13 protein-coding genes are annotated in these 16,422 nt (G+C 72.5%); 9 read left to right on the top strand and 4 right to left on the bottom strand.

Features of this window, described 5'->3' with window-relative positions:
• The first annotated feature begins 75 nt into the window (after positions 1–75).
• Genes ATL45_RS10445 through ATL45_RS10430 form a run of 4 tightly spaced genes read left to right on the top strand, consistent with a single transcriptional unit; the run spans position 76 to position 3,427 of the window.
• Positions 76–1,158: a metal ABC transporter solute-binding protein, Zn/Mn family gene (locus ATL45_RS10445; protein WP_093156572.1), complete on the top strand. Its 1,083-nt coding sequence runs from the start codon at positions 76–78 to the stop codon at positions 1,156–1,158.
• Positions 1,159–1,161: 3 nt separating this feature from the next.
• Complete coding sequence (locus tag ATL45_RS10440; RefSeq protein ID WP_093156573.1) at positions 1,162–2,004, top strand: metal ABC transporter ATP-binding protein; 843 nt, start codon at positions 1,162–1,164, stop codon at positions 2,002–2,004.
• 17 nt (positions 2,005–2,021) lie between these two features.
• Positions 2,022–2,879 (top strand): metal ABC transporter permease, encoded by an 858-nt coding sequence (locus ATL45_RS10435; RefSeq protein WP_211841436.1) that lies wholly within the window; start codon positions 2,022–2,024, stop codon positions 2,877–2,879.
• A 47-nt stretch (positions 2,880–2,926) separates the two neighbouring features.
• Positions 2,927–3,427: a potassium channel family protein gene (locus ATL45_RS10430; protein WP_093156576.1), complete on the top strand. Its 501-nt coding sequence runs from the start codon at positions 2,927–2,929 to the stop codon at positions 3,425–3,427.
• Between the two features lie 15 nt (positions 3,428–3,442).
• On the opposite strand, the gene ATL45_RS10425 is transcribed toward ATL45_RS10430, so the two are convergent.
• A complete protein-coding gene (locus tag ATL45_RS10425; protein WP_093156577.1) occupies positions 3,443–4,477 on the bottom strand; it encodes an ADP-ribosylglycohydrolase family protein in 1,035 nt (344 codons plus the stop codon).
• Between the two features lie 305 nt (positions 4,478–4,782).
• Here ATL45_RS10425 and ATL45_RS10420 point away from each other — a divergent pair, with 305 nt between their 5' ends.
• Entirely contained in the window at positions 4,783–7,608 is a 2,826-nt protein-coding gene (locus ATL45_RS10420) for an AfsR/SARP family transcriptional regulator (protein WP_246025265.1), read from the top strand.
• Positions 7,609–8,192: 584 nt separating this feature from the next.
• Here the strand turns inward: ATL45_RS10420 and ATL45_RS10415 are convergent.
• Positions 8,193–8,984, bottom strand: coding sequence for an SGNH/GDSL hydrolase family protein (locus ATL45_RS10415; protein WP_093161115.1), 792 nt, complete (start codon positions 8,982–8,984; stop codon positions 8,193–8,195).
• A gap of 539 nt (positions 8,985–9,523) precedes the next feature.
• On the opposite strand from ATL45_RS10415, the gene ATL45_RS39975 reads away from it, so the two are divergent.
• Both ATL45_RS39975 and ATL45_RS10405 read left to right on the top strand, forming a co-directional pair.
• Positions 9,524–11,512 (top strand): hypothetical protein, encoded by a 1,989-nt coding sequence (locus tag ATL45_RS39975; RefSeq protein ID WP_147452911.1) that lies wholly within the window; start codon positions 9,524–9,526, stop codon positions 11,510–11,512.
• Between the two features lie 315 nt (positions 11,513–11,827).
• Positions 11,828–12,562 (top strand): ESX secretion-associated protein EspG, encoded by a 735-nt coding sequence (locus tag ATL45_RS10405; protein ID WP_093158476.1) that lies wholly within the window; start codon positions 11,828–11,830, stop codon positions 12,560–12,562.
• Positions 12,563–12,605: 43 nt separating this feature from the next.
• Here ATL45_RS10405 and ATL45_RS10400 read toward each other — a convergent pair whose 3' ends face one another.
• A complete protein-coding gene (locus tag ATL45_RS10400) occupies positions 12,606–13,205 on the bottom strand; it encodes a dihydrofolate reductase family protein (protein WP_093158473.1) in 600 nt (199 codons plus the stop codon).
• 168 nt (positions 13,206–13,373) lie between these two features.
• Between ATL45_RS10400 and ATL45_RS10395 the strand changes: the two genes are divergently transcribed.
• Together ATL45_RS10395 and dapA are read left to right on the top strand one after the other, a co-directional pair.
• Positions 13,374–14,060, top strand: coding sequence for a DUF3159 domain-containing protein (locus ATL45_RS10395; protein WP_246025264.1), 687 nt, complete (start codon positions 13,374–13,376; stop codon positions 14,058–14,060).
• 31 nt (positions 14,061–14,091) lie between these two features.
• The gene (dapA, locus tag ATL45_RS10390; protein WP_093158471.1) at positions 14,092–14,937 is read left to right on the top strand and encodes a 4-hydroxy-tetrahydrodipicolinate synthase; all 846 of its coding nucleotides are present in this window, start codon (positions 14,092–14,094) and stop codon (positions 14,935–14,937) included.
• A 212-nt stretch (positions 14,938–15,149) separates the two neighbouring features.
• Here dapA and ATL45_RS10385 read toward each other — a convergent pair whose 3' ends face one another.
• Complete coding sequence (locus tag ATL45_RS10385) at positions 15,150–16,103, bottom strand: N-acetylglucosamine kinase (RefSeq protein WP_093158468.1); 954 nt, start codon at positions 16,101–16,103, stop codon at positions 15,150–15,152.
• Positions 16,104–16,422: the final 319 nt, after the last annotated feature.

Below are 16,422 nucleotides of genomic sequence, written 5' to 3'. Positions count from 1 at the left end.
ATGACAACGGTTTCCGTTACCGTTCGCAGTAAGCCGTCCGCCTGCTGCGCACAAGATCACCTAGGAGTGCGCTAGATGACCTCCCGTCGTCGCTCTGCGTCCACCGCCCTGGCCGGGCTGGCCGCCGCCGCTGTCGCCCTGACCGCCTGCGGAACCGGGGAGCAGGCCGCGCCCGGCGCGGGGGACAAGATCAAGGTCGTTGCGTCCACCAGCGTCTGGGGCAGCGTCGCGCAGGCCGTCGGCGGCGACGCCGTCGAGGTCGAGTCGATCGTCAGCGACCCCAACTCCGACCCGCACTCCTACGAGAGCACGCCGCGGGACGCCGCCAAGGTCACCGACGCCGACCTGGTCGTCTACAACGGCGGCGGCTACGACTCCTTCATCGAGCAGATCCTCGGCGGCTCCCAGAAGCCGACCGTGGCGGCGGTGAAGGACGAGGCCGAGCAGCCGGCTCCCGAGGAGCACGCCCACGGTGAGCAGCCGGCTCCCGAGGGACATGGCGAGCACGCCCACGGCGAGCAGCCCGCTCCCGAGGGACACGGCGAGCACGCCCACGGCGAGCAGCCCGCTCCCGAGGAACATGGCGAGCACGCCCACGACGAGCACGGGCATGAAGGCCACGACCACTCCGCGAACGAGCACGTCTGGTACGACCTGCACGTGGTGCACGAGGTCGCCGACCAGGTCGCCACCGAGCTCGGCAAGCTCCAGCCCGCGAAGGCCGACCAGTTCCGCCAGGCCGCCGGGCAGTTCGAGACCGAGGTCGGCGCGCTGGAGGGCAAGGTCGGCGAGATCGCCGCCGCCAACCGGGGCAAGCCGGTGATCGTCACCGAGCCGGTCGCGCACTACCTGGTCGAAGCGGCCGGGCTGCAGGACGTGACCCCGCAGTCCTTCGTCAAGGCCATCGAGGCCGAGAGCGACCCGTCGGCGGCGGCCGTCGCCGAGATCCAGAACGCGATCAACGCCAAGCAGGCGGTGGCGGTCATCTACAACCCGCAGACCGAATCGCCGGTCACCCGCAACGTGCGCACCGCCGCGGAGCAGAACCGGATCCCGGTCGTCGAGATGACCGAAACCCTGCCGGAGGGCAAGACCTACGTGCAGTGGATGGACGCCCAGATCGCTGCGTTGCAGAACGCACTGACCCAGAATCGCTGAGACATGACCGCCAAACCCGAGACCGAGCCGGTCCTCGCGCCGCCCACCGCGCCCGCGGTGCGGCTGCGCGACGCCGCGCTCTCCTACGGCAGCCGAACCCTGTGGTCGGGGCTGGACCTGGAAGTCGCCCCCGGCGAGTTCCTGGCCGTGCTCGGGCCGAACGGTTCCGGCAAGACCAGCCTGCTCAAGGTGCTGCTCGGCCTGCAGCCGCTGAGCGCGGGCACCGTGGAGATCGCGGGCGGCCCGGCCCGGCGCGGCAGCAACCGGATCGGCTACATCCCGCAGCAGCGGGCGCTGGAGGCCACCGTCACCGTGCGCGGCACCGATCTGGTCGGGTTCGGGCTGGACGGCCACCACTGGGGCGTGGGGTTCCGCAACCGCCGCGAGCGCAAGCGGCGGGTCGAGGCCGCGGTGCGCGCGGTGGAGGCGACCGAGTACGCCCGGATGCCGCTGGGCCTGCTCTCCGGTGGTGAGCAGCAGCGGCTGCGGGTGGCGCAGGCGCTGGTCAGCGACCCGTCCGTGCTGCTGTGCGACGAGCCGCTGCTGTCGCTGGACATCGCGCACCAGCGCAAGGTGAGCAGGCTGATCGCGAACCAGGCCCGGCAGGCCGGGGCGGCGGTCCTGTTCGTCACGCACGAGATCAACCCGGTGCTGCCGCTGGTCGACCGGGTGCTCTACCTGGTCGACGGCCGGTTCCGGGTCGGCCCGCCGGACGAGGTGATGAACTCGGCCACCCTGTCCGAGCTGTACCGCACCGATGTCGAGGTCGCCCGCGTCGGCGGCCGGCTGGTGGTCGCGGGCGTCGACGACCACGACCACCACGTGCCAGAGGCGGAAGAGGCGTGAACGCGATCACCGAGGCGCTGGGCAAGCTCTTCGACTTCACCGCGATGGTCGACCTGCTCGGCTACCCGTTCGTCCAGCAGGCGCTGCTGGCCGCCGCCGCGCTCGGCCTGGTGTCCGGGTGCCTGGCGCCGCTCGTGGTGGCGCGCAAGATGTCCTTCGCCGTGCACGGCACGGCCGAGCTCGCCTTCACCGGCGCCGCCGCGGCGCTGCTGTTCGGCGTCAGCGTGGGAGCCGGGGCGCTGGCCGGTGCCGTGGTCGCGGCGCTGCTGCTCGGACTGCTGGGCCAGCGCGGCACCGAGCGCGACTCGGTGATCGGCGCGATCCTGTCCTTCGGCCTGGGCGTCGGCGTGCTCCTGCTGTGGCTGAACCCGGAGCGCACCGCGAACAAGTTCAGCCTGCTGGTCGGCCAGATCGTCGGGGTCGACTCCGCCGACGTCCTGCTGCTCACCGCCTGCGCGGTGCTCGTGCTGCTGGTGTTCGCCTTCGTGTACCGGCCGCTGCTGTTCGCCAGCGTCGATCCCGACGTGGCGGCGGCGCGCGGAGTGCCCGCGCGGGTGCTGACGCCGCTGTTCGCGGTGCTGGTCGGAGTGGCGACCGCGCTCGGCGTGCACACCGTGGGCGCGCTGCTGGTGCTGGCGCTGATGGTGACGCCGGGCGCGGCGGCCGCGCGGGTGACGGCGAGCCCGCTCAAGGCGACCGTGCTGGCGGTGGTGTTCGCGGAGGTCGCGGTCCTGGGCGGCATCGTGCTGTCGCTGGCCCCGGGTGCCCCGGTGAGCGCCTTCGTCACGATCATCTCGTTCGTGATCTACCTGGCCTGCCGGGTGATCGGCAAGCGCCGCCTCGGCCGCCTGACCAGGACTCCCGCCACCGCCTGAGCCGGCTCGAGTGGTGGCGGGCGCGCCGGTGGCACAACCTGGCGCTCGTGGCCCGGCGGAGACTGCTGATCGACCTGGCCGCCGCGGTGGCCGCCGTGGCGGCGTGCACCGGCGTCTACTACGCGCTGCCGATCGGAGTGTTCGGCCTCGTCGGCACCATCGGCGAGGTCGTGGTCTTCGGCGTCGGTCTGCTCGCCGTCTCCGTGCTGATCATGATCCAGGTGCGCCGGTTCCGGTCCGGCGACGGTCACCACCGGAGTTCCATGGCGGGCGTGGTGACCGCGCTCTACCTGGCGGTGCTGTTCTTCGCCGCCGTCTACTTCGGGCTCGACCAGCACCAGCCGGACGCGATCGCCGGGCTGCGCACCAAGACCGACGCGCTGTATTTCTCCCTGTCGATCACCAGCACCGTCGGCTTCGGCGACGTGCACGCGGTCTCGCAGTTCGCGCGAGCGGTGGCGGCGGTCCAGATGGCCTTCAACATCGGCTTCCTCGGCGCGGCGGTATCGGTCCTGCGCACCAAGGCGACCCGCCCGAAAGCCCCCTGATCACCCGGAGGGTGGTCAGGCGATGCCGAGGTAGCGGCGTTCGTTGAACTGGTCGCCGGAGCAGGAGGCGCCCAGGTCGTGGCCGATGCGCTCGATCACGTCCGCCAGCTCCAGGCGGCCCAGCCAGGGGCGGGGGAGGACCGCCGTGCCGTGGCGGGCGCCGAGGATGCTGCCGGTCACCGCCGCGGTGGAGTCGCTGTGCCCGGAGTGGTTCACCGCCAGGCGCAGGGCGTCGGTGAACTGCTCCGGCTTCGGCATGGCCAGCGCGCAGTAGACGCCGATGGCCAGCGCTTCGGGGCCGATCCAGCCCTGCCCCAGGCGTTCGATGTGGCTGACGCTGGCGCCGAGGCGGGCCAGCGTGGCCGCTTCGGCCAGCGCGTTCGCGGTCTCGGCGTCCTCGCGCAGGACCCGCCCGGCGGCCTGGTCCACGGCGGCGGGCAGCTTGCGGTCCTGGACCGCGACCAGGTGCACGATCAGCGCCATCGCTCCGGCCGATGCCCAGCCGCCGACGCCGCCGTGGGTGAGCGCGGCGCACTGGCAGGCCAGCTGGTAGGCCATCTCGGCGGTCGGGGCGAAGCCGAGCGGCGCGCTGCGGTCGACTCCGCCACAGCCCTTCGAGCTGTTGCGCGGCCGGTCCGGGGTGCCGAGCTCGGGCTCCTGGAGCGCGCGGAGGCTGGTCAGGCCGGGTGCCCGGCCGGCGTACAGCTCGGGCTCGGCGAGCAGGCCGGTGGCGCCGGGCTGCGGCTTGTCCTCCTGCTGAGTGATCAACCACCGTCGGTAAGCGGCCGCCGTCGACTCGACCGGGCGCCACTGACCGCCGTTGTTACCGGTGGTCCAGGCGTGCAGGTAACCCTCGCCGGTGAACAGGGCCATCTGGGTGGCGTCGCCGAGCAGCGCCTGCGGCGGCGGCTCGGCCACTCCTTCCTGGCCGAACTCGGCCCGGATGTCGTCCAGCTGCGCGTATTCGACCGGGCTGCCGAGGGCGTCGCCCAGAGCCCCGCCGAGCAGGCAGGCGACCGCACGATCGACCACTGTGGATGGTTTGCGCACGGGTCGGGCTCTCCTTCCACAGTGTCCTCGTACGGGTGATCGACGGGTCCCGACTTTACTTGGCGTGTTCGCCGCCCGGGAGACGTTCACCGGCAACGGCGGGTCGTCGCGCACTGCATCCGGGACGAACCGCGCATTCCTCCATTGGAGTGAGTGCGGCTCGGCAATCCGGCTGCCCGCGACACTCGCTCGTTACGGTGTGTCGACCCTGCGGCGGGGTTCGCCAGGGGTGGTGGACTCGGTGTGGACCTTGGTCGAGACTGTCTGAAGGCTCAACAAAACATGAGCGAGAATCGGATTAGGGGATGATGGCGCCGCACGACAGACCGAGCGGAGCACCGATCGCGGGATTCGAGTTCCGCGTTCTCGGTCCGCTGGAAGTGCTCGTGGACGGCGCCCTGCGCCCGATGGGCAGCAGCCAGGTCCGGGCCCTGCTCACCTGCCTGCTGCTCGAACCGAACCAGATCGTGTCCATGGACCGGCTGATCGACACCATCTGGGAGCACGATCCGCCGGCCAGCGCCCGCACCATCATCCAGGGCTACGTCTCCCGGCTGCGCAAGCTCTTCGGCGATGGCGATCCGGGCGGCACCGAGATCGTCACCCGCCCGCCCGGCTACCTGCTGCGCGTCGACGCCGAGCGGATCGACGCGCACCGCGCCCGAGCCCTGATCAACCGCGCGCACGGCCTCGACCCGGCCGAGCGGTCGCGGGTGCTGGCCGAGGCGCTGACCCTCTGGCGCGGCCCGGTGCTGGCCGACATCTCCAGCAGCCGCCTCTACGGGATGGTGGCGCCGAACCTGGACGAGCTGCGGCTGCTCGCGCTGGAGGAGCGCATCGACGCCGACCTGGACCTGGGCCGCCACCACCAGCTGCTGCTGGAGCTGTCCACGCTCGTCGACCGGCACCCGCTGCGCGAGCGGCTGACCGGGCAGCTGATGCTCGCCAGCTACCGCGCCGGGCACCGCGCCGAAGCGCAGGCCCGGTACCACGAGCTGCGCCGCAGGCTCTCCGACGAGCTGGGCCTCGATCCCGGCCCCGACCTGCGGGATCTCTACGAGCAGGTGCTCCGCGACGATCCGGCGCTGCGCAGCTCGCCGCGGCGGCCGGAACCGGCGCTGGGCATCAAGCGCCCCATCCCGGCCGAGCTGCCGCCCGCCCCGGCCGGTTTCGTCGGTCGCCGCCGCGAACTCGGCGAGCTGGACCGGCTGCTCGCCGAGCGCGAGCAGGGCTCCAGCCGGCTCGCGGTGCTCACCGGGATCGCCGGCGTCGGCAAGAGCGCGCTCGCGCTGACCTGGGCGCACCGCGTCGAGCACGAGTTCCCCGACGGCCAGCTCTACGCCTCGCTGCGCGGCTACCACTCCGAGCGCGAGCCTCTGAGCCCCGGCGAGGCGCTGACCAGCATGCTGAAGGCGCTCGGCGTGGCCGCCGACGCGATCCCGGTGGAGCTGGACGACCGCGCCGCGCTGTACCGGTCGCTGCTGGCCAAGCGGCGGGTGCTGGTGCTGCTGGACAACGCGCGCGACTCCGAGCAGGTTCGCCCGCTGCTGCCCGGCAGCGCCGAATCGCTGGTGCTGGTGACCAGCAGGCGGCGGCTGGACGGGCTGGTGGTGCGCAGCGGCGCGACGGTGCTGCCGCTGGAGACGCTGCCCACCGAGTCCGCGATCGAGCTGCTGGACCGCGCGGGCGTGCCCGGCAAGTCGGCGTCCGAGCCGGTCGCCGCGGCCGAGCTCGCCGCCCTGTGCGGCGGCCTGCCGCTGGCGCTGCGGATCGCCGCCGCGCGGCTGGCCGCGAACCCGGCGCGCGGGGTGTCGGACCTGGTCCACGAGCTCACCGACGAGCGGAACCGGCTGCACGCGCTGGACATCGACGACGACGCCGACACCAGCGTGCGCCGCGCCTTCGACATCTCCTACCGGAGCCTGCACCCGGTGCACGCCGAGACCTTCCGGCTGCTCGGCCTGGTGCCCGGGCACACCTTCACGGCCGATGCGGTGGCGGCGCTGTGCGACACCGATCCGGCCAGCGCGCTGCGCAGGCTGCGGGCGCTGGCGCTCGCGCACCTGGTCGTCGAGCCGGAACCGGACCGCTTCGGCATGCACGACCTGCTGCGGGTGTACGCGCGGGATCTGCTGGCCGAATCCGACGACTGCGGCGCCCTGCCCAGGCTGCTGAACCACTACCTGGTCACCGCCGACCACGCGCGCCGGTTCCTGCGCCCGACCCGCGACGAGCTGAACTTCGCCGACGGCACCCGGCCGCCGGAGATCCACGACCGCGCCCAGGCGCTGGACTGGTTCGACGCCGAGTGGCCGAACCTGGTCGCCGCGGTCCGCGCTGCCAACGCGCGCGGCATGCACGAACTGGCCTGGCAGCTGGCCCGTCTCCAGTTCAACTACCTGATGGTGCGCTGCCCGTGGGAGGACTGGATCCGCGTCTACACCGACGGCCTCGACTCGGCGCGCGCGGTGGACGACCCGACCGGCGAGGTGCTGATGTCGGCCGGGCTGGGCGTGGCGCACTCGCGGTCCGGCCGGCTGGACGAGGCGTTGGCGCACTACGACGAGTCCTACCGGGTCGCGGTGGCCAACGACGACGCGTCGCGGCGGGCGATGACGCAGATCAACATGGCCAGCGTGCTGTTCCGGCTGAAGCGCTACGACGAGGCCAAGGCGCACTGCCAGGACGCGCTGCGGGTCTACCGCTCGCTCGGCGACAGCTACTTCGAGGCCGGTGCGCTGAACAACCTCGCCATGGTCGAGCAGGTCAACGGCGAGCGGGAGGAGGCGCTGGCGCACCTGCGCGAGGCCGAAGCGCTGTACCGGGCCGCCGACGACCTGGACACGCTGGCGATGGTGCTGAACAACTGCGGCGAGGTCTGCATCGAGCTCGGCAGGCTCGACGACGGCGAGAGCTACCACCACGAGGCGCTGGACGTGGCGCTGAAGTGCGGTTCGGCGATGCGGCAGGCCTCCGCCTACCTGGGGCTGGGCGACGCGGCCCGCTGCCGCGGCGACCTGGTGGTGACCCGGACCAGGTGGGAGACCGCGCTGGCGATCTTCGAGGCGGAGGGGTCGCCGCGGGCGGCCGAAGTCAGGGAACGGCTGGACGCGTTGGCCGACTCCGCTTGAACATTCGGCCTCGACCTGCTGCGATGTCGGTGGCCGCAGCGCGCCCCGGGACCGGTGGATCAGCGTTTAGCGAGCGTTTAGCGGGTGTGTAGTCCCCGCTGGGAATTTGTCTCCAGTGCGGATCCAGCCGTGCGGGATTCGCACTAAGGGCGGCTCTGGGGGGAGTCCAAGGGGGGATTGTCGCCCGGCCGCCCCGATCGTTCCTGCGTGGTCGATCGGGGCGGCCGCTAGGGGGGCGGAAGCATTCGGGGCGCCTCCCGGATGGACGATGGGGGTGAGTGCGGGCTTTCGGCCAACGGGGTGAGGGGCCGAAGGTCCGCACTTCGTCCTTTTCAGACTTTTTCCAGGCTCGTCTTGCGCAGCGGTGCGGGTGGCGGAACCTCAGCGTCCGCCTGGACTCCGGGATCCCGGACTTATGTATGTCCGATACACGGCGCTCGGGCTGTCCTCGCCAGGCGAACGCTGAGAACCCGCGGCGGTGCGAGCTGCGAGAGTGGGTTATGCGCCTGCGGCGCATGCGGCAGCTCCCGAGACGCGACCGGTGGGACGTCGCGGCTGCGGTCACCGGCCAGGATTCGGAGCGCTCACTTCGCGGCGGGCAGCCTCTCCAGCTGCGGGCGCTTGGGCTCGCGCCCGTCTCCGCTGGACACCCCGCGCAGTCGGCGGCTGATCCACGGCGCCAAGTACTCCCGGGCCCACCGGATGTCCTGGGCCCGCTGGTCGCGCCACGAGGTGTCCGGCGCGGTCGGCCACTCCTCGCGCCAGTCCCCGTCCGCCGGCACGCCCAGCGCTTCGCAGGCTCGCAGCGCGACCCGGCGGTGTCCTTCGGCCGACAGGTGCAGCCGGTCCTCGCTCCAGGCCCGCGAGTCCTGCAGCACGCGCATCGACCACAGGTCCAGCACGTAGCAGCCGTGCCGGTCGGCGATGGCGCGCAGGTGCGAGTTGTAGGTGCCGACCTTGCCGCGGACGTGCCGCAGGACGGGCGTCGCGGCGGTGTCGAAACCGGTGCCGATCAGCACGTCGATGCCCGCGGCGCGCAGCTCGGCGACCGCGGACTCGAAGATCTGCGCCACGGCGTCCGGGTCGCTGCCGGGACGGATGATGTTGTTGCCGCCCGCGGTGAAGGCGACCAGCGACGGTCGCAGGGCGATCGCCTTGGGCACCTGGTCGTCGGCGATCTCGCGGACGAGCTTGCCGCGCACGGCCAGGTTGGCGTAGCGCAGGTCCGGGTTGCCCGCGGCGAGGTGTTCGGCGAGCCGGTCCGCCCAGCCCCGGAACGCCCCGTCCGGCCCGGCATCCGCCAGTCCTTCGGTGAAGCTGTCCCCCAGCGCGACGAAGCTGTCCCAGCGTGCCGAGTCGCTGCGCTGCGATGCCATGCGATGTCCTTCCTGGTGATTCCTCCCGCCGACGCGGTCCGGGAACAACATTGGCGCTCGAATCCCTACCTACGCCACCGTCGGTTCGGCCTTCGTGATTAACGGCACTGAATAGTCTAGTTTTTCTGGGCGATTTGCGCGCTTCGTTTTCCGGCAACTCGAGGAGTCCGGGCCGACCGCTCTCCGGCCCGGCCCGCACCGGATCCCGGGCAGCTGCTTTCCGTTGTCGTGCGGCGCTTTTGGCTGCTCGCGGCGGCAACCGGGTGGCTGTTCCTGGAAACACCAGTACGGGTGAACCTCAGCTGCTACTGTCCTTCGGCGGTAACAGAAGCAACGAGGGGGCCCGCGATGTCGGCATCTACGCAGGTGAAAGCACGTGCGCTCGGGGAAGCGCACCGTCGCACACCTGCGCGCGCCATCGCGGCGGGTTGAGCGGGGAACGACGGAATGCTCCACCACGTCGATTCCAGTGCGCCCGCCATCCGGACCGCTCCGGATGCCGTGCGGCGCTTCGACCGTCCCAAGCACCTGGGGGAATCGTGACGTCACCGCAGAATCCGGCGTCCGCGCCGGGGCCAGCGGGCTTCGACGCGCAACAGGCCGGCCCCGGCAGGCCCCGCCCGGAACCGCCGGTGCGCGGTTCGCTGGGCGAAGCGCCGCCGAACGCGCAGGGCGGCGCCCGGCCCGCGCCGCGCCCGATGCGCTTCGATCTGCGCGCCGAGTTCGCGGCCCTGACCGGCGAACCGCACCCGTTCGCGTTCTGGCAGCGCGCCGAGCAGCTGCCGGAGCGCTTCGAGCAGGAGCAGCGCAGGCAACTGCAAGCCGCCCGCCCGGCGCCGGACCGGCCCAAGCCGCCAGCCGCCGCTGCGTCGACGCTGTTCGGCGACCTCGGTGGTTCGCCGGAGCCGGAGTTCTCCGGATCCCTGGACGGTGAACTGCCCGAACCCGCACCGCGCTCCAGCGGCATGAGCGGCTCCCTGGCGGCCGAAGGCCAGCTCGCGGGCTCGCTGCTCCCGGAACCGCCGCTCGGCCCGCCGAGCGGATCGATCCCCCAGGTGGGGCCGCTGGACGGCCCGCGCGCCGAGCCCGGCCTGCCGGACGCGCCTCCGCCGCGCCGCGAAGGTCCGCCGAGCGGACCGTTCCCCGCACCGTCCCGCCCGAACGACCTGGGCCTGATCGACGGCCCGCCGCCGCGCCGCGAAAGCGTTCCCGACGGCTCGCCGGTAGGACCGCCGAGCGGTTCGTTCGGTCCGGACGGCCCGGTGCCCGGTTTGATCGAACCGATGCCGCAGGCCGGACCGGATGGCCCGCCGAGCGGTGCCTTCGGTCAGCCGGGCCCGATGCCCGGCCCGAACGAGCTGCCGCCGATCGGACACGACGGCCCTCCGCGGCGACACGACAACCAGCGGCCGCGCCCCGACGGCCCGCCGCCGGTGGGTCCGCCGAGTGGTCCTTTTGGTCAGGTGGGGCCGGATGGTCCGCCGCCTGTGCCGGGTGAGTTGCCGTCGCAGCACGACGGTCCGCCGGGTGGTGCCTTCGGTGGGCCGGGGCCGGATGGCCTGTTGCTGGTGGGGCCGCCGAGTGGTCCTTTTGGTCAGGTGGGGCCGGATGGTCCGCCGCCTGTGCCGGGTGAGTTGCCGTCGCAGCACGACGGTCCGCCGGGTGGTGCCTTCGGTGGGCCGGGGCCGGATGGCCTGTTGCCGGTGGGTCCGCCGAGTGGTCCTTTCGGCCAGGTCGGCCCGGATCGTCCGGCGCGGCACGAAGCCGATCCGCACGTGCAGCCCGGCCCGCCGCCACGGCGCGAGGGCCCGCCCTCGGGACCGCTGGACGTGCCGCCGCTCGACGGCCCGCCGCCGCGGCCCGACGCCGGCCCGCTCCCCGCGGCTCCGCCGCGGCACGAAGCTCCGCTCGACGGCCCTCCGGGCCGTCCGCTGCCGCCCGAGGCTCCCCGCCTCGCGGGCCCGCCTCCGGCGGCCGAGCCGCCGCACGCCCCTGCTCCGCAGGGGCCGCCGTCTCCGCCGACGGGCAGCCCCGCCCTGGGCGGTCCGCCGCCGCGTCCGCCGGTCGCCCCGGGGCCTCCGCCCCCGGTCCCGGAGAGCGCTCGGCCACCGGCCCGCCCGCCGCAGCCCGCTCCGCCGCGCGCGGAGCCGCCGCGGCAGCCGGAACCACCTCGGCCGGAGCCGCCGCAGCCGCCGCCTCCGGTGGTGCCCGCCCGGGCGCCGAAGTTCGCGCAGCGCGCCGACGGCGGGTTCGGCCCGATGGGCTCGACGGGTGCGCTGGCGGGTTCGTCCGCGCGCGCCGGTTACGGCCGGAACACCACGTGGTCGGCCGACGACTTCAAGGAAGAACGCCGCAGCGACGACGACCTGCAGGTCGGCTCCGGCTACAAGCCGGGCGAGGACGGCCGCAACGTCGTACCGCAGTTCCTGATCGAAGCCGACGAGCTCTTCGACGAGGACGACGGCGCAGGCCGGTTGGTGGCGCCGCCGGTGCTCGGCGAGTCGTCGTCGAGCTACCGGGACTTCTAGATGATCAATTCCAGACTCGTTCTGCGTGGCGGTGCGGGTGGCGGAACCTCAGGGGCTCCCTGGACTGCGGGTGCCCAGCCTGATGTATGTCCAATACACGGCGGCTGGGCCGTCCTCGCCAGGAAGCCCCTGAGAACCCGCGGCGGTGCGAGTTGCGTGGGTGGGTCAAGCGCTGCGCGCTTGCGGCAGCTCATGCCGTTGTTGCGATACGCCTCGCGGCTGCGGCCCGAAGAAACGGCATCAACCGCCTAGCGCGGGCACGGCCGGTGCCGATCCGCACCGGCCGCTGCACCCAGACCTCGAAAAGAGCGTGCGATGGTCGAGACGATCAACCTGTCGATCCCCGCGGTCGACCTGCTCGGTGAGCAGCTGAACCTCACCGTGCGGCAGTACCCGTTCGAGCTGCCCCGGCTCGGCGAGCTGGGCGAGGACCGCAACCGGCTGGTGCAGCAGGTCTGGCAGGAGCTGGAGTCCACCGGTCTGGCCCGCAACGGCCGCCCGGAGCCGGAGGTCGAGGACGCGCTCTACCTGCTGTGCAGCTCCGAGGTGTCGATCGCGGCGGCCGGGCTGCTCGACGTGCGCGCCGGGCACCGGCTGGCCGCGCGGGTGGTGGCGACCGGTGAGGTCGGGGTCGTCGGCGTGCTCGACGGCCGCGGCCTGCGGATGAGCTTCCTGGCCCCGGACGTGCTGCCGCGGGCCTGCGCCGACCTGCTGCCCGACGCCCCGCCGGGAGCCGGGGAGGCGGTGCGCGCGGTGGCCGATCGCAGCAACGGGCACCCGTCGGACGCGGGCATCGAGGGCCTGGCGGAGCTGCGCGCGATCACCTCGCGCCAGAAGTTCCGGCTCGGCCACTTCGTGGTCAGCGGCGACCGCCGCGGCGGTCCGCGCCTGCCGAACCTGATCTGGTTCGACAACGACCAGGGCCGCTACGCCCTGCAGGGCGAGCGTGCCGAGGGCCAGGACGTGGTGACCTGCCGCCCGGCGGACAAGCGAGCGATCGCCGGCCAGCTGGCCGCTCTCCTCGACCGAACCCGACGGAACCACATCTGACGTGGGCCTCGGAGACCTGCCGGTCTCCGAGGCGGTCACAGCGTCACGTCAAGTTCCGGCGCTGCGGCCCGACGCCCTCGGGGATCTCCCCGTGCAGGTGCGGGATGTAGACGAGCTTCTGCGTCCGGCCGTCGAGCACCGTCGACTCGACGAGCTCCAGGTCGAGCTCGGCCCCGCCGTGGAGGAGGGCCGCTTCACCCGCGCGGCCCGTGACGGCGGGGAACATCATGATCTCGAGGCGGTCGACGAGACCCGCGGCGAGCAGTGCCCGGTTCAGCGAGATGCTGCCGTGCGACCGCATCGGGACGTCCGTGGTGCGCTTCAGGCGCTCGATCGCCGCCACCGCGTCCTCGTCGAGGAGCGTCGAGTTCTGCCAGCCGAGCGGCTCTTCGAGCGTGCTGGAGAACACGATCTTCGGCAGCTCGTTCATGCTGGCGTAGTAGGGCTCGTCGTACTCGACCACGAAGTCCCGGAACAGCCGGAACGTCGTCGCGCCGAAGACGAGCACCTGGTCCTGCGCGAAGGTGCGCACCCGGTCCTCGCGGACCTCCGGGCCCTCCTTGCCCCAGTACCCGGGCCAACCCTTGGCCGAGCCGTAGCCGTCCACGCTGCAGAAGAAGTCGACGGTGAAGGTGGTGCTCATGGTGCTCTCCTCTTCTCGCGCCGCCCCGAGCGGCGGGCTTCACCACTGCTACGAACACGACCGGCCCGATCCGACACTCGCCCTGCAACGAGTCCCGGACCAGGGCGAAAAGAGGTGCGCAACACGGGTGGGTGCGAGGAAGGCAACCCTTAGGGCAGTCTGGGAGGCGTGACGCAGGACCGGCAGACGGAGATCGTCGAGCACTCGGACGACCGCGATTCGTTCATGCGCTTGCTCGGCGGTTGGGGCAGCGCGATCGATGCGATGCTGCCGCCCGTCGCCTTCGGCCTCGGGTGGTTCCTCAGCGGCGAGTCGATCGCCATCGGGGGCCTGGTGGCGGTGGTGGTGGGCGCGGTGCTCGCGGGCTGGCGGCTGGCGCACCGGGCCCGTCCGCTGGCGGTGCTGATCAGCCTGCTGGCCGTCGCGCTCGGCGCGCTCATCGCGCTGTACACCGGGGACGTGGTGGACTTCTTCCTGCCCCGCCTGGTGACCAACGCGCTCAGCGCGCTCGCCTGGATGACCAGCATCGCGATCCGGTGGCCGCTGCTGGGGGTCGTGGTCGGCACGGCGCTCGGCCAGGCGCGGCGGTGGCGCCAGGACCCGGACCTCCTGCGCGCGTACAGCCGGGCGAGCTGGGTGTGGGTCGGCCAGTACGTGGTGCGGCTGGCGGTGTTCATCCCGCTCTGGCTGCTCGATGCGATCGGTCCGCTGACGATCTCGCAGGTGGTGCTGACCTGGCCGCTGGTCGCGGTGTGCGTGGCGGGCAGCTGGTGGGTGGTGCGCCGGTCGCTGCCCGCGCAGCATCCGGGCCTGCGGCATCCGCGCGTGGCCGCCGATGCCGGTACCCCGGAGTGACAGCCCGAGGCGGCGCGCGCAGAATGCGCTCATGTCTCTCGGCAGCGTGATCACCGCGATCGTCACCCCGTTCGACGAGCAGCAGCGCGTCGACGAAGCGGCCTTCCTGTCCCTGTTCCGGTACCTGATCGACCACGGCTCGGACGGTGTGGTGGTCTGCGGGACCACCGGCGAGGCGCCGACGCTCACCGCCGAGGAGCACCTGCGGCTGATCGAGCTCGCCTGCGCGGAGCGGCCCGCCGGGGCCACCGTGATCGCCTCCACCGGCTCGAACTACACGGCGCACGCCTGCGAGATGAGCGCGCGAGCGATCGAGCTCGGCGCGGACGCGGTGCTGTCGGTGACCCCGTACTACAACCGGCCCAACCGGCGCGGGCTCGTCCGCCACTTCACCGAGATCGCGCGGGCCACCGCGAAGCCGGTGGTGCTCTACAACGTGCCGTCGCGGATCGGGCTGGCGCTGGACAACGACCTGCTCGCCGAGCTCGCCCAGGTCGAGCACATCGACTACGTCAAGCAGGCGGACAACGCGGCCCTCGCCCAGGTCGACGGCCTCGGGCTGTACGCGGGCAACGACGACGGCTTCGCCCGGACTCTCGACCTCGGCGGCTGCGGCGGCATCCTGGTGGCCAGCCACCTGGCGGGCGAGCAGATGCGCCGGATGGTCGACGAGCCGGAGAACCGGGCGGAGATCGACGCCTCGCTCAAGCCGCTGTACGCGGCCATGTCGGTGACGACGAACCCGATCCCGGTCAAGGCGGCGCTGAACCTGCTGGGCCACCGGGTGGGCGGTCTCCGGCTGCCGCTGGTCGAAGCCGACGAAGCGGAGCTGGACGTCATCCGCAAGGCCCTCACCGACACCGGCCTCCTCCGCTGACCGACCGGTGCCTGCGCGATTTCAATGGAAATCGGACGTCTGATTTCCATTGAAATCTCAGACCGTCGGCGTGTCGGGGTCCTGACACGCCGACGGGCCCGCAACTTCCATTGAAAACGGACATCTGATTTCCATTGAACTTGCGGCGAGACACCCGCGGACACCGGTGTTCCGGGACTTCGAGGCACCCCCGACGTCCCGGTGAGCGCCGGTCAGATCGGCAGCAGGCGGGTGTGCAGGGTCGCCGGGTCCGGGGTGAGGTCCAGGGCCGCCAGCCAGGCCGCGCCCGCCGCTCCAGGGCCCGCCGTGTGCGGGGCGGGGAAGCCCCGGGAGGCCAGTTCCGCCCGGAGCGCCTCGCCGAGCGGGTTCTCCGGTGCCACCAGGCCGCCCGCCAGGACGATCGGGGTGTCGTCGTCGGGCGTGCGGGTCTGCGCCGCGGTGTCGACGAGCACCCGCGCCGCGCGCTCGACGATCTCCGTCGCCACCGGGTCCGAGGCCTTGGTGACCAGCGGGGCGAGCTCGGCGAGCCGGATCGGCGGTGCCGCGTTCACCGCGGTGATCAGCTGCTTGCGGTGGGCCTCCGGATCGCCGGGCAGGAGGGCCTCCCGGACAGCTGCGGTGAGGCCGTGCAGCGGCTCGCCGCGGTCCAGCGCGCCGAGCGTGGCGCGGACGGCTTCGCGGCCGAGCCAGTAGGCCGAGCCCTCGTCGCCGAGCAGCCAGCCGTAGCCGCCCGCGAGCTCGGTCAGCCGGTGCTGCTCGATGCGGGCCGCGATCGCGCCGGTGCCGGCGATCAGCACCGTGCCGCTCGGCTCCGGAGTTCCGGCCGCGAAGGCCACCTCGCAGTCGCTGATCGCGCTCAGCTCGCAGCTCAGGCCCAGCCGACCCCACTCGCGCTCGAACAGGTCGCGGAACAGCGGATCGGCCATCTTGCTGACCCCGGCCATCCCGATCACCGCGGCCCGCACGTCCGCCGGATCGACGTCGCGCAGAGCGGCCCGGGTCGCGGTCGCGATCTGCCGCACCGCCTCGTCGGCCGGGTGCGAATTCGGATTGCCGCCGGCCGCTTCGCCGACGCCCAGCACGCGGCCGGACAGATCGCTGATCAGGGCGCGGCTGCTGGTGCCGCCGACGTCCATACCGAGAACCACCGCTGCTGCGTCGGGCATGCGACATTTCTACGCGTTCCCAGTTCCGCGCACGACAAGAAAATCGAACATGACTGTTCTCGCCAATCGCTGGCTTCCGCGTTCGGGAACGGCTATACATCGAGGCGTTTGCGCGATCATCCCGGGAGAAGCACCATGGCCGACCTCGCCTGGCAGGCACCGTCCGAAGTGGACGAGGAGGGCCGTTGACGCTCTTGTGTCAACCGGAGTCCTGCTCAACCGCACCTCAGGGGACCGTGATGCAACCCAGCCACAAGAAACCGCCAAACGTGAGATCGATTCCGGACGCAACCACCACTGAAAATCGCGGAGAGGCGGA

Source organism: Saccharopolyspora antimicrobica (assembly GCF_003635025.1).
Classification (GTDB): domain Bacteria; phylum Actinomycetota; class Actinomycetes; order Mycobacteriales; family Pseudonocardiaceae; genus Saccharopolyspora; species Saccharopolyspora antimicrobica.
Note: the sequence above shows the minus strand (reverse complement) of the source record. Positions and strands in the feature narration are given on the sequence as shown.